The sequence below is a fragment of the Arthrobacter glacialis genome (genome assembly GCF_002909415.1).
Lineage (GTDB): Bacteria > Actinomycetota > Actinomycetes > Actinomycetales > Micrococcaceae > Specibacter > Specibacter glacialis.
Genome location: NZ_PPXB01000014.1, coordinates 63,298 through 75,930, shown reverse-complemented (window position 1 = coordinate 75,930; position 12,633 = coordinate 63,298). Strand labels below are relative to the sequence as shown.

Here is a 12,633-nt window from a genome sequence, read left to right as displayed (position 1 = left end):
GGGGAATGCTGGGGCTTCTAAGTCTAGTTGGCGCTCAACGTCCGGGCGGCGAAATTTCCAGCAAAGGTGTCCCGGCGGCGGCAGCATCCAATGAGGTTTGCCACACACGTCGCAGTGAGGCGAACTTAAACCAGTGGGCTTTAAGTACTTCGGGGTTTGCCCGCAGTGTCCGGACTTCTGTTTCGCCGATGGCAACGCCGAGCAAGATGGGGTCGGCTCCGTATTTCCAGGGTTCCCAAGTGCCGGCGGATTCATCAACAATGGACTCCTCTGCCTTCATCCCCGCAACCAACTGCATGACCACCTTGGCGTCCAGGCTCTTGACCTGGCCATTCCTGTCGGTGCCTTTGGTTTTGTAGTCGATGATGCACAGCTTGCCACCAATGGTGGCCACCAAATCCAAGGTTCCTGCGTAGCCCAGCGTTTCATTCCAGACGGTGACCTCCGGAGCCAGAGGCTTGACCTGGTAGTCCTCCCACCAGGTATCAAAGCGCAGCGCAAAGTTCTCCTCGCCGTGTTCGGCCAGAGCTCCGCGGGCCTCAGCCAACTGGTGCGGCCTGTCCAGGGCGCGTAAGGACACCTGTTCGCAATAATTGTGCACCCGGTCGCCACGGGCTGCTGCGGCGTCCCGGAACTGTTCGGCGGCGTTGGAGCTGTCCCGCACCACTGTGCGCAACTGACCAGGATTGCCCACGGCTGCACCCAAATCGGGGTGTTTCGCCACGGCAGTTGCCGCCATATAGCCAATCCAGCCGTCCAGGGTGTTGGATTGCTGGCCGATGACCGTGGTGATGGAAGGGACCTTGGGCGGGTCCTGCAGGGAACGGGCGTACATGCGCCCCAATTCGGTGCTGTGTGCCAAAGCTGGTGCTGTCATACCTCTACTATTCCACTACCGTCGGACACCGTGGCCCAGCCAGGGGCTTAGCTGTGGATAAGTCACCCAGCGAAAGCTCACGGTTTAAACAGAAATGCCGGAACCACATGGATTCCGGCATTTCTTTTGGAGCGGTTGACGAGATTCGAACTCGCGACATCCACCTTGGCAAGGTGGTGCTCTACCAGCTGAGCTACAACCGCAATTTACTACTTCACTGACTTGCATCAGTTGAATGAGCCAGGCTCATTCGTGGGCGATACTGGGATCGAACCAGTGACCTCTTCCGTGTCAGGGAAGCGCGCTACCGCTGCGCCAATCGCCCAAAGTGCCCCAAAAAACAGAGCACCGCATAAAACTGCCGGAACCCACAAGGATTCCGGCAGTTTTTACGCATACATCTGAGCGGTCGACGAGATTCGAACTCGCGACATCCACCTTGGCAAGGTGGTGCTCTACCAGCTGAGCTACGACCGCAATTTACTGCTTTACTGATTTGCATCAGCTGAACGAGACAAACTCATTCGTGGGCGATACTGGGATCGAACCAGTGACCTCTTCCGTGTCAGGGAAGCGCGCTACCGCTGCGCCAATCGCCCAATGCATCCCGCTGAACTATACAGCAAAATACGTTGTTTCAGTCAAACTGGAGGTGGGAACGGGATTCGAACCCGTGTGCACGGATTTGCAGTCCGTTGCCTCGCCTCTCGGCCACCCCACCGTGAATACTGAACCGTGTCATGCGAGCGGTTGACGAGATTCGAACTCGCGACATCCACCTTGGCAAGGTGGTGCTCTACCAGCTGAGCTACAACCGCATGAGTAACATTTTCTCCCGTTTGCGTCTCCGCTTCGGTAGTCCGTGTTGCTGCGGTAAAAACAATACCCGAGGCCTTTCCTAATCACCAAATCGACCACGCACGCCAATGCCCCTTGAGGGAGCCTGGTGCTCAAGATCGTTGAGATGGCGCGGATGCCGGGCCCTTCATTCGAATTACAGCCGTGTCATTCCTGAGCGTTTTCGGGGTGTTTTTGCCGCGTTCACCCAAAATTTCCCGTGAGGTGCTCGTCACATTCCATCCTTTTATGGTCGACGCCGGCCACTCCCCTGCTGCTTTTCAGCCACCTTGGCTGCCGCAACGGTGGGGTGGACGGTGATGCGCCATGGGCGGCACTCCATACGGCGGGGAGTTCGAAGATGACGATTATGAGCACGGGAAAGTTTGAGCTATTATTTTGAACGCACCACAGGAACGCGCATGTATCGCCTGGCGATTATGCAGTTCACTTTTGGGCGATTGGCGCAGTGGTAGCGCGTTCCGTTCACACCGGAGAGGTCGCTGGTTCGAACCCAGTATCGCCCACCCAAAGAAAAGCCCCTCTGACCAGCACAAACGCTGATCAGAGGGGCTTTTTCGTGCCTCAAACCTGGGGGCGAATCGCGCAACGCGCATCAAACGTGCATCGACGCCCGCCACGATGACGCAATGGAATCGCCCACCCGGCGGAGGGTGCGGGATTTTCTCGCGGGAGCCCTACATTGTTGTTACGTCCCCCGCCGAGCCTGGCTAACGGGGGCATGGCCCGCCCCTTTACAATTGCCATTCATCATCACTCACGATCGCCTCAGGGGAACCACTATGAAACGTCGCAGTCCTGCAGCTCCATTGCTGCTGCCGTTAGTCACGTTCGGAATATATACGCTTGTGTGGCATGTGAAAACTAAGAATGAAATGAATGCTTTGGGTCAGAAGATCCCCACGGCTTGGCTGTTTATTCTGCCGATCGTGAGCTTCTGGTGGCTGTGGAAGTTCGCAGTCGGTGTTGAGGCTGTTTCTGGGTTTAGCCGAAACGGCGCGTTCTGGCTCCTGCTTCTGCTCGGGCCGATCGGCGCTGCTGTTGTGCAGAGTCAGATCAATGGGGCAACCGTCAACGAGGCCCTCCTCGCTCCGGTCGCCGCCTAGCCACAAAAAAATAGCCCCACCCTTTTCATAAGGGCGGGGCTTTTTTATCGCGCCAGGGGCGGGGAGCTCTAGCCTCATACAGCTCGAGCGTGGCGGGCTGTCAGTCGTCAGTCACAGTGTAGTCAGGCGGGGTGAGCTTAGGCTCAGCAGCCAAACCAATGCGCTGAAGTAACTCGTTCACACCGGAGAGGTCGCTGGTTCGAACCCAGTATCGCCCACCAAAAGGACAGTCGCGAGAGCCCAGCGCTGTCGATGTGGTGATTCGCTGCTGATATATCAACAGCGAATCACCACATCGACAGCGCGATGGGACTAGTGAGCCAGCTTGAGGCCCACGATGCAGCCAACCAGTCCCAGCAACAGCAAAATCTTCAACAGTGAGACGGCTTCCGTGCCGGTGATCATGGCGTAGGCAACCGTTAGCGTTGCCCCAATGCCCACCCACACGGCGTACGAGGTCCCGATGGGGAGGGTGCGCATGGCCCAGGCAAGCCCAGCCATGCTGGCAATCAATGCCACAACAAACAAAATACTGGGGCCCAATTTACTAAAGCCTTCGCTCTTGCCCAGGGCCGTTGCCCATACAGCTTCGAGCATTCCCGAGACGATCAAAATAATCCAGGCCATGACAATTTCTCCTTGACGCCGTCTTTTCGCTGGCCGGGTACGGCGCACCTCGTCCGGGTGCCATCTGGCATTATCCAGTCTGGCACACCCATTAAGCGCAAAGAAAATATGGTTGACAACGTGAACCAAGCCACTAGGCTGGAGAAAGTTGGGGCGCAAAAGACCCCAGGAGCGAAGGGAGGTGCCTATTGTCTATTTTTGACGATATCAAGGGCAAGGCAGAGGGACTGATCGCCGGCAAGGAAGACGCCATCAAGGGTGGCATTGAAAAAGTCGGTGACTTTGTCGATGAGAAGACTGGTGACAAGTTCAAGGACCAGATTGACTCAGCGCAGCAGGCCGCGTCAGGTTTTGTAGACGGCGCAGCAAAGTAACTCACCTTTCGCTCTTGATCAGAGCGTCAAGGGGGCGTCGGTCCCGTCGAGAGACGGTACCGACGCCTTCCGCTTTTAACCGCTTATCCCACGGGTGCGGGCACGCTCAGTTCCTGGGCTTCACGGGCCAGCGCCGTCAGTCGTGACACAGCACGGAAGTACTTCTTTTGGTACCCGCCGGCCATCATTTCGGGGGTGAACAACTGATCCAGCGGCGCACCACTGGCCAGGATGGGCACATCCTTGTCGTAGAGCCTGTCCGCCAGCACCACAAAGCGCAGCGCAACAGACTGCTCGGTGATGGTGTGCACATTGCGCCACACCACAGCGTCAATCCCGGAAAGCATCTGGCGGTACCGGGACGGGTGGACGCCGGCCAGGTGGTCCACCAGGGTACCAAAGTCATCCACAGCCACGGTGCGCCCGGCAAAATCTTGGCGCATGCGCGCATCCAAGTCGCTGTTGGCAACAGGCTCCGGAGGAGTGGGCAGGCCGCGGTGGCGGAAGTCTTCGCCGTCAATGTGCAGGATCTCAAACTGGTCTGCCAGCACCTGAATCTCACGCTGGAAGTCAACGGCCGCAAAGCGCCCATCGCCCAGGGAACCCGGCAGGGTGTTGGAGGTGGCAGCCAACTTCACACCGGCGTCGGCCAGTTCACGCATGAGACGCGACATCAGGACGGTGTCTCCGGGATCATCCAGCTCAAACTCGTCAATGCAGACCAGCTTGTAAGCGCTGAGCGCCTCAACGGTTTTACGGAAGGACAAGGCGCCCACCAGGTTGGTGTACTCCACGAAGGTGCCAATAGCTTTGGGGCCCTCCATCTGGTGCCACAGCGAGGACAGCAGGTGGGTCTTGCCCACGCCAAAGCCACCGTCAAGGTAAATTCCGGCGCGACCGGCGGGGACCTTGGCCTTGCCGCCGAAGAGTTTCCGCAGGCCGGTGGCGGGCTTGTGCGCGGCATCGGCAGCAAAGTTCTGCAGCATTGTCACGGCCTCGGCCTGGGAGGGCTGGGAAGGATCGGGGCGGTAGGTGGCAAAGGCAACCTCACCAAAACGCGGCGACGGGACGAATCCCGCCAGCAGTTCCTCCACCGATACTGCCGGGCGGCGGGTGGAAAGTTGCTCAACGTGTACCAAGGATGTTTCCCATCATCAAAAAATTTCAGGCGTTCGTGATAGGCGCATCACGGATACAAGAATACCCACCCCATATTGCCTTGCGTTAACACTCGGGAAGTAATGCGAACCCCAACTGGTTACGCTGAGAGTTAGGAACAGCTGTCGCGTCATGTATCCGCGGCAGCACGGTTTACAAGAAGGGACATCATGCCTGTTGCAGTTGAATCAAACGAGAAGTTCGCAGCGTACGCCCACCCGGAGCGCCTGGTTTCCACGCAGTGGCTCGCGGATGCGCTGGCCAACGGCGCGACGGCCGACGGCGGCCTGGTGGTTGTGGAGTCCGACGAGGACGTGCTGCTGTACGAGACGGGCCACATTCCCGGCTCGGTCAAGATCGACTGGCACACTGACCTGAACGACGACGTCACCCGGGACTACATTGACGGCGCGGCTTTTGCACTGCTCGCCACCGCCAAGGGCATCTCGCGCGACACCACGGTGGTTGTCTACGGCGACAAGTCCAACTGGTGGGCTGCCTACGCGCTGTGGGTTTTCACCTTGTTCGGCCATGAAGATGTTCGCCTGCTCGACGGCGGCCGCGACAAGTGGATTGCCGAGGGTCGCGAACTGACCACCGAGGCCACACCCTCTTCCCCCTCCGCAGGTTACCCGGTGGTGGAGCGCAACGACGCCCCCATCCGGGCCTACAAGGATGACGTCCTGGCACACCTGGGCAAGCCGCTGATCGATGTCCGCTCCACCGAGGAGTACACCGGCGAGCGCACGCACATGCCCGCCTACCCCCAGGAAGGTACTTTGCGTGGGGGCCACATCCCTACCGCTGCGTCCATCCCGTGGGCCCGCGCCGCGGCAGAAGACGGCACGTACCGCTCTCGCGTTGAACTCGAAGCCCTCTACCTGGATGAGGCCGGTCTGGTTCCCGGCGACGACGTTGTGGCTTACTGCCGCATCGGCGAACGCTCCAGCCACACCTGGTTTGCCTTGAAGTACCTGTTGGGCTTCGACACGGTGCGCAACTACGACGGTTCCTGGACTGAATGGGGCAACGCTGTGCGTGTTCCCATCGCCATTGGTTCCGAACGTGGCGAACTGCCCAAGACCAACTAGCTACCGGGCCAGCAGAAAGAATCGTACTGTTAAAGCAATGACTACTTCACAAGCACTGCCACCGGCCCTGGCCGAGATCGTCACTGATTTCCAGGAACTTGAGGAGCGCGACCGCCTGACGCTGCTGCTGGAATTCTCGCGGTCCCTGCCCGACTTGCCGGAACGTCTCACAAATCACCCCGAGTTGCTGGAACAGGTGATGGAATGCCAGTCGCCCTTGTTCCTGACTGTCGAGTCTGAACAGACTGACAAGGGCGAAGTCATCCGACTCTTCTTCAAGGCACCCCCCGAGGCACCCACGACGCGCGGCTTTGCCTCCGTGCTCTTTGAGGGCCTGGATGGTTTGACCGCAGCGGAGATCCTGGCCGTGCCCGATGACATGCCCGAGCAACTGGGGCTGACCCGCGCCATCTCGCCCCTGCGCATGCGCGGCATGTCCGCCATGCTGGGACGTGTCAAACGCAAGATCATTGCTGGGGCTCGTCCCGCTGCCTAAGCAGCCTGCCAGGGCAAGCAGCTTCATGACATGCCCCGCAAGGTCTCCCTGCTAATGACGGTGACCTTGCGGGGCATTTCTCATTGCCCGATTCTCCCGTACCCGATTCCTCAGGCACTGGCTGTGCGCTGACATAATTGGGCCATGGCCAAGAAGACAGCTGCCGCCAGTGCAGGAACCCCAGCAACAGTCGCCCTCACCGCTGCCGGCGTGCAGTTCACCGCCCACAGTTATGCCCACGATCCCGCCAACACCAGCTACGGCACGGAAGCGGCCGATGTTTTGGGTGTTTCACCCGAACGGGTCTTCAAGACGCTCATGGCGGATGTGGCCGGAACCCTGACCGTGGCCATTGTCCCCGTCAACGGCATGCTGGACCTGAAAGCCCTGGCCCAGGCCGTTGGCCACAAGAAGGCCACCATGGCTGATCCCGCCGCAGCCAAACGCCGCACAGGTTATGTGCTGGGCGGCATTTCACCCCTGGGTCAGCGCCAGCAGTCCCCCACCGTGTTGGACGAATCGGCATTGCTCTGCGAGACCATCTACGTCTCCGGCGGCCGGAGAGGGTTCGACGTGGAGCTTTCCCCCACCGACCTCATCAGCCTGACCAAGGCGACCACAGCAAAAATAGGCCACCCCGGCTAGGTATCACGCGTGCCCGGTGCTGATGCCAGCCAGGTTGCCGGGCCGCGGCGTCCAGAACGAAATGGGGCTTGCGGCGTGGTGGGCGTCGCCGCGGACACACCGACGAAGTCGTGTGTGGCGCGGTGCGGGCACACCGACGAAGTCGTGTGTGGCGCGGTGCGGGCACACCGACGAAGTCGTGTGTGGCGCGGTGCGGGCACACCGACGAAGTCGTGTGTGGCGCGGTGCGGGCACACCGACGAAGTCGTGTGTGGCGCGGTGCGGGCACACCGACGAAGTCGTGTGTGGCGCGGTGCGGGCACACCGACGAAGTCGTGTGTGGCGCGGTGCGGGCACACCGACGAAGTCGTGTGTGGCGCGGTGCGGGCACACCGACGAAGTCGTGTGTGGCGCGGTGCGGGCACACCGACGAAGTCGTGTGTGGCGCGGTGCGGGCACACCGACGAAGTCGTGTGTGGCGCGGTGCGGGCACACCGACGAAGTCGTGTGTGGCGCGGTGCGGGCACACCGACGAAGTCGTGTGTGGCGCGGTGCGGGCACACCGACGAAGTCGTGTGTGGCGCGGTGCGGGCACACCGACGAAGTCGTGTGTGGCGCGGTGCGGGCACACCGACGAAGTCGTGTGTGGCGCGGTGCGGGCACACCGACGAAGTCGTGTGTGGCGCGGTGCGGGCACACCGACGAAGTCGTGTGTGGCGCGGTGCGGGCACACCGACGAAGTCGTGTGTGGCGCGGTGCGGGCACACCGACGAAGTCGTGTGTGGCGCGGTGCGGGCACAAGCCCCATTTCGAGAAGGACGCGAGCGGCGGACATGGCCTGCCGGACGACTCGAACCGAGTTACTCCCGCGGCAGTCCGTGTTTGCCCAGTCGGGGGCGCAGCCAGGTTTCTACGGAACTTTCCCAGCGTTGCGGGTCCACATTCCATTCCTTGGTGTGCCGGGCTTTGCTGAACGGTTCAAAGGTGACCATTTCCGGGTTGCGCCTGGCCAGTTCGGCGGTGGGCTCGTAGGGGACAAAGTCGTCGTCGATGCTGTGCAGGATCAACGACGGCGTCCGCAGCTCAATGGCTCGGGCCACCCAGTCCATGCTCTTGAAGTCCACGGGTGCGGCCAGGCCTGTGATGCGCCTGCCCAGCCGATGGCTGAGCATGAGCTGCCCGTACCGGCCAACGTAGTCCGGGATTCTGTTCATCTGCGCCTGGTGGGCAAGAACGTTGACCCAGCTGATGACGGGGGCATCCAGGACCATGGCCAGAACATGTTTGCGGTTCCGGGCAAGGTCTGCGGTTTGGAGGCTGATGGCCCCTCCCATGGAGTAGCCAAATAAGACAACGTCCTTGGCGCCGCGTGAGACGGCAAAATCAATGGCCACTTCAACGTCCTGCCACTCGGTGATGCCCAGGCCGTACCTGCGGTCGGGCGTCGCGGGGGCGTCGCCGTCGTTCCTGTAGGACATGAGCAACGCGGTCATGCCCAGCTTGTGCGCCGTGGCAACTGCGCGCAGGCCTTCGTTGCGGGTGGCGCCGCGGCCATGGACCATGATGGCCCAGGTGGGTCCGGGGTTCAGTGCCGGAAGCAGCCAGGCCGGCGCCTCCCCAACGGGCAAGTTGAGTGTGACATCCTCGTACGGCAGGTCCATCTGCTCGGGATGGGAGTAGAGGTTGCCCGACCACCAGCCTGCGGTGGCTGAGCGCAGATCGCCTCCATAGACGGAAAGAACTTCGCGGGTGACACTGCCTTCGCGTGGCACATAGGAGATGACCCGGCCAATAATGGCGTGGGCGGCGCCGCCGTTGAAGTAGAGCCCGTAGTTGCCTTCGATGGTGGTGTCAGCGGTGGCTTCAAGCACTACCTGCTGCTCGGGCCCGTTGGCAATGACAGCCAAAATGGCCACGTCTGCAACTTTTTGTTTCTCCGGCGTCACCACCTTGAGGGCAAAGTACGCCGCCAGCCCTGAGGTGGCCGTGACCACTGCGGCGGCACCAATTCCTGCCGCGCCAGCGCTCAGGGCACCCCATTTAAGCCATTTGTTGGACTGCTGCTCCGAGGTAGCCATATGACCATTGTGCCCATCGTGCCGGGGCACGTCGAGCGGCACACCGGACGCGTCCGTAACTTTCTTCGCACAACTTGCCCACTTGGCATTGTTTATAGTCCACGGAAGCCTAAGCTGGTGCCATGAGCGATACGATCATCATCCTGACCGAAGAACCGTTAACAGCCGTGGACGTGGCCAACATAGCCGATTTGTACGGCCCGGAGGACGACGTCGAACTGGTGCTGCTGGTTCCCGCCGACACCAAACGGAACTTGTTTGTGGATGTCATTGACCAGTTGACCATGCTGGATCTTCCCGGCGCCTTGCGTGAAATCCGTGAGAAGCCCGACGCCGACGCCGTGCGTGCCGAGGCCAATGAAACCCTGGCAGAGTCCTTGGCCGTGCTGGAAGCCTCCGGCGCCAGGTTCAGCGGCAGTGTTGCCGTGGGCGACGCCGTTAGCTCCCTGGTTGCCAAGGTCACCGAGACCGGGGCCCGGCAGGCAGTGGTGGTCACCCGGCCCCATGCCGTGGCCGATACTTTCAGGCAGGACTGGGCGAACCAGGCGCAACGCAAGCTCGGCCTGCCGGTTTTGCATTTGTATTCGGGTTCGGGATTTATTGGCGACTCCTAAGCGTTGGAACAACTATGACTACCTCTGAAAATTCGGCAGTGCCGACAGTAGTAAAAACCGACCAACAATGGCGCAACGAACTGACGCCGGCGGAGTACCAGGTGCTGCGCCAGGCTGGAACCGAACGGCCGTACACCGGCGAGTACTGGGATTCCACCCAAGAGGGCGTTTACGAGTGCCGTGCATGTGGCGCCGAACTGTTCACCTCCAAGGAAAAGTTCTCCGCACATTGCGGCTGGCCGGCCTTCTTTGCACCGCTGGCAGATGGCACTGTGCGCTACTTGCATGACAAAACCTTGGGGATGGAACGTATTGAGGTCAGGTGCATGGCCTGCGATTCGCATCTTGGCCACCTCTTTGAGGGTGAAGGCTACGACACCCCCACGGATCAGCGGTTCTGCATCAACTCGGTGAGTCTGAAACTGCGTGAGCCTGAAACTGCGTGAGCGTCCGGTGACGCTGTCGCCAGAAGCGCCAGAAAACGCCTGAGCACGAGAGTTTCTTATGCTCGATGTATTTTCACATTAGATTTACTGTTCCGTTGCTACGCTCGGGAAAAGACCTGAACGCACAGTAGTAAAGGACAAATCCCATGACTCTTTCGATGGCACCAACATCCCTGGCAACAACGGATGTCAGCACATTTGACTACGGCACGCTGGTGGCGGATCCCGCCTGGCTGGCCCTGAAAAATGCCGCCACGCAGCTGGCATTGCTGCAGGTCAAGGACGGCTCCGTGCCCGAGCCAAAAGATCATGGTGCCGCCGCGTCCTTGATTGAAACCATTACGGTTTCCATCAAGGACCTGGCGCCGCATTTCCCCCACGACGGCGCGTATCTGCACCTTTTGGTCCAGGACTTCAGCAAATGGTTGGAGCAGGGCCTGGGCGTCCCCGACTTCCTGGACTCGCTGCTGGCCTTCAACCCGCAAGAACACCGGATCAACGGCCTGGGCCACCTGGTGGTCTTCCCCATGTACACCCAAAACGGCTCCACCAACCGTCATGTGGAGGCGGTGCTGGTGGAAGTCATCTGGCCCGAATTCATCGGCGAGCTGGAAGCCGGCAACTACTCCAACAAACTGTTCGTGCCGCTGCGTTTCATTGATTTCACTCCCGGTTATGACAGCAACTCAGCCGTGCTGTTTCCGGAGAGTGTGGCCGTGCGGGAGACGCCCACGTTCACCTGGGGCGCCATCTTCCAGGACCGTGAGGCTGCCCGCTTCCGCCGCGTGGTGCGTGAAGCCGCCAAGGTGACCCGGCTGGAGTTGCCGGCCGACGCGTTGGAATTGCTGGAGAACCAGGAGCTCACCCAGGAAACCTTCGTCATGTGGGACTTGATCCATGACAGGACCCACATGCGCGGCGACCTGCCCTTTGACCCGTTCATGATCAAGCAGCGCATGCCGTACTTCCTGTACTCACTGGAGGAGCTGCGCTGCGACTTGACGGCGTACCGCGAATCGGTCGCCATTGAGCATGACGAGGCGGCCTCCCCCGAGGCCCGCCAACACGCCAAGCTGGTGCAGTACGCAGTGATTTTTGACCGCATCTTCCGCTTCGCCATCACCGGTTCCCGGGTGCGCAACTATGACGGCTTGGGCGGGCAGCTGCTGTTCGCCTGGCTGCACCAGCACCACGTGCTGCATTGGACGGACACCCGCTTGACCATCGATTGGGACCAAGTCCCGGAGATGGTGATTGCGCTGGGCCGTGAGATCGAGGACCTCTACTGGCGCTCGATCGACCGCCCCAAGCTGGCGCACTGGCTGGCCGCCTACCAGCTGGTGGCAGCCACGCTGACACCCAATCCCGCTTCCACCTGGGCCAAGGGCCCAGACGCCCTCCCCCTGACCGCACCGCTGCGTGAAATCACGGACCAGGTCCTGGACGACGAATTCCCGCTGTCCATGTTTTACGAGGCCCTGAACAAGAAAATGGCCGCCGTCATCGAGTCCACCTCCGGCATGACAGGCACCAGTGCTGCCTGAATGGGTACTCTAAGAACTATGACGACTCCCCTAGTGCTCATTGCCGGCGGCAGCAGTGCCGCCGGCATTGCCGTGGCCAACGAACTGCTCGGCACTGGCATGCGCGTGCTCACAGTAGGGTCCGACGCCGGACGCATCAGTGCCGCCGCCCAGCTCACCGCCGGCGCCGTACCCCTGGTCTGCGACCTGGCGGATCCTGCGGCAGTGGCCGAACTGGCCGCCAGTGTCCACACGGACTTTGGACCAGTTGCCGGACTCGTCCATCTGGTGGGCGGATGGCGCGGCGGAGCTGATCTCGCCGCGCAAAGTGACGCAGATTGGGACGTCCTGCACGCTTCCGTACTCCGCACCTTGCGCAATACCAGCAAGGCGTTCTTCGCCGATTTGGCCACCTCCCCCGTGGGCCGGCTCGCCATCGTCTCCTCCAGCTCCGTCACAGCACCCACGGCCGGCAACGCAAACTACGCTGCCATCAAGGCTGCGGCCGAAACCTGGGTGCAGGCCGTGGCGCAGGGCTTCGAAGCCGAGGCCGCCACGGGCGGGACACCAATCGCCAGTGCCGCCGTCGTGCTTGTGGTGAAAGCCCTGGTGGATGACTCCATGCGGGCCCGCTCCCCCGAACGCAAATTTCCCGGCTTCACCGATGTGGGCCTACTGGGCCGCACCGTGGCGGAGCTGTTTTCCACCGACGCCAGCGAGCTTAACGGCGCGCGCATCATCCTTAACTAGAGAAGGTCTTT

At 61.0% G+C, this 12,633-nt stretch carries 13 protein-coding genes, 7 tRNA genes and 1 riboswitch; of the genes, 10 read left to right on the top strand and 10 right to left on the bottom strand.

Annotated elements, in window-relative coordinates:
• Positions 1-34: 34 nt before the first annotated feature.
• The 7 genes from CVS28_RS15625 to CVS28_RS15595 form a co-directional block, all read right to left on the bottom strand.
• Entirely contained in the window at positions 35-877 is an 843-nt protein-coding gene (locus CVS28_RS15625; protein ID WP_103482089.1) for a cytochrome, read from the bottom strand.
• 127 nt (positions 878-1,004) lie between these two features.
• A tRNA-Gly gene (locus CVS28_RS15620) sits at positions 1,005-1,080 on the bottom strand.
• 50 nt (positions 1,081-1,130) lie between these two features.
• Positions 1,131-1,202 (bottom strand) — tRNA-Val (locus CVS28_RS15615).
• Positions 1,203-1,281: 79 nt separating this feature from the next.
• Positions 1,282-1,354 (bottom strand) — tRNA-Gly (locus CVS28_RS15610).
• 50 nt (positions 1,355-1,404) lie between these two features.
• A tRNA-Val gene (locus tag CVS28_RS15605) sits at positions 1,405-1,476 on the bottom strand.
• Between the two features lie 48 nt (positions 1,477-1,524).
• A tRNA-Cys gene (locus tag CVS28_RS15600) sits at positions 1,525-1,598 on the bottom strand.
• 24 nt (positions 1,599-1,622) lie between these two features.
• Positions 1,623-1,695: transfer RNA gene (locus CVS28_RS15595), tRNA-Gly, on the bottom strand.
• Positions 1,696-2,169: 474 nt separating this feature from the next.
• Here CVS28_RS15595 and CVS28_RS15590 point away from each other — a divergent pair.
• A tRNA-Val gene (locus tag CVS28_RS15590) sits at positions 2,170-2,241 on the top strand.
• 123 nt (positions 2,242-2,364) lie between these two features.
• Complete coding sequence (locus tag CVS28_RS15585; protein ID WP_103482088.1) at positions 2,365-2,841, top strand: DUF4234 domain-containing protein; 477 nt, start codon at positions 2,365-2,367, stop codon at positions 2,839-2,841.
• 312 nt (positions 2,842-3,153) lie between these two features.
• Here CVS28_RS15585 and CVS28_RS15580 read toward each other — a convergent pair whose 3' ends face one another.
• Positions 3,154-3,468 (bottom strand): DMT family transporter, encoded by a 315-nt coding sequence (locus tag CVS28_RS15580; protein ID WP_103482087.1) that lies wholly within the window; start codon positions 3,466-3,468, stop codon positions 3,154-3,156.
• Positions 3,469-3,480: 12 nt separating this feature from the next.
• Positions 3,481-3,542: riboswitch (guanidine-III (ykkC-III) riboswitch) on the bottom strand.
• A gap of 114 nt (positions 3,543-3,656) precedes the next feature.
• Here CVS28_RS15580 and CVS28_RS15575 point away from each other — a divergent pair.
• A complete protein-coding gene (locus CVS28_RS15575) occupies positions 3,657-3,842 on the top strand; it encodes an antitoxin (RefSeq protein WP_103465961.1) in 186 nt (61 codons plus the stop codon).
• Between the two features lie 83 nt (positions 3,843-3,925).
• On the opposite strand, the gene zapE is transcribed toward CVS28_RS15575, so the two are convergent.
• Positions 3,926-4,981 carry a cell division protein ZapE gene (zapE, locus tag CVS28_RS15570; protein WP_103465962.1) on the bottom strand — a complete coding sequence of 352 codons (1,056 nt, stop codon included), beginning with the start codon at positions 4,979-4,981 and terminating at the stop codon, positions 3,926-3,928.
• Between the two features lie 189 nt (positions 4,982-5,170).
• On the opposite strand from zapE, the gene CVS28_RS15565 reads away from it, so the two are divergent.
• From CVS28_RS15565 to ybaK, 3 genes are all read left to right on the top strand, one after another.
• Positions 5,171-6,091, top strand: a complete 921-nt coding sequence (locus tag CVS28_RS15565) for a sulfurtransferase (protein WP_103465963.1) — start codon at positions 5,171-5,173, stop codon at positions 6,089-6,091.
• 37 nt (positions 6,092-6,128) lie between these two features.
• Positions 6,129-6,587, top strand: a complete 459-nt coding sequence (locus CVS28_RS15560) for a SufE family protein (RefSeq protein ID WP_103482086.1) — start codon at positions 6,129-6,131, stop codon at positions 6,585-6,587.
• A 144-nt stretch (positions 6,588-6,731) separates the two neighbouring features.
• On the top strand, positions 6,732-7,232 hold the full coding sequence (ybaK, locus tag CVS28_RS15555) for a Cys-tRNA(Pro) deacylase (protein ID WP_103482085.1): 501 nt from the start codon (positions 6,732-6,734) through the stop codon (positions 7,230-7,232).
• Positions 7,233-8,071: 839 nt separating this feature from the next.
• Here the strand turns inward: ybaK and CVS28_RS15550 are convergent.
• Positions 8,072-9,289 (bottom strand): alpha/beta hydrolase family protein, encoded by a 1,218-nt coding sequence (locus CVS28_RS15550; RefSeq protein ID WP_103482084.1) that lies wholly within the window; start codon positions 9,287-9,289, stop codon positions 8,072-8,074.
• 122 nt (positions 9,290-9,411) lie between these two features.
• Between CVS28_RS15550 and CVS28_RS15545 the strand changes: the two genes are divergently transcribed.
• From CVS28_RS15545 to CVS28_RS15530, 4 genes are all read left to right on the top strand, one after another.
• The gene (locus CVS28_RS15545; RefSeq protein WP_103465967.1) at positions 9,412-9,903 is read left to right on the top strand and encodes a hypothetical protein; all 492 of its coding nucleotides are present in this window, start codon (positions 9,412-9,414) and stop codon (positions 9,901-9,903) included.
• Positions 9,904-9,917: 14 nt separating this feature from the next.
• On the top strand, positions 9,918-10,349 hold the full coding sequence (msrB, locus tag CVS28_RS15540; RefSeq protein WP_103482083.1) for a peptide-methionine (R)-S-oxide reductase MsrB: 432 nt from the start codon (positions 9,918-9,920) through the stop codon (positions 10,347-10,349).
• A gap of 146 nt (positions 10,350-10,495) precedes the next feature.
• Positions 10,496-11,893: a DUF6421 family protein gene (locus CVS28_RS15535; protein ID WP_243399925.1), complete on the top strand. Its 1,398-nt coding sequence runs from the start codon at positions 10,496-10,498 to the stop codon at positions 11,891-11,893.
• Positions 11,894-11,911: 18 nt separating this feature from the next.
• Positions 11,912-12,622 carry an SDR family NAD(P)-dependent oxidoreductase gene (locus CVS28_RS15530; protein WP_243399924.1) on the top strand — a complete coding sequence of 237 codons (711 nt, stop codon included), beginning with the start codon at positions 11,912-11,914 and terminating at the stop codon, positions 12,620-12,622.
• Positions 12,623-12,633 lie beyond the last annotated feature (11 nt).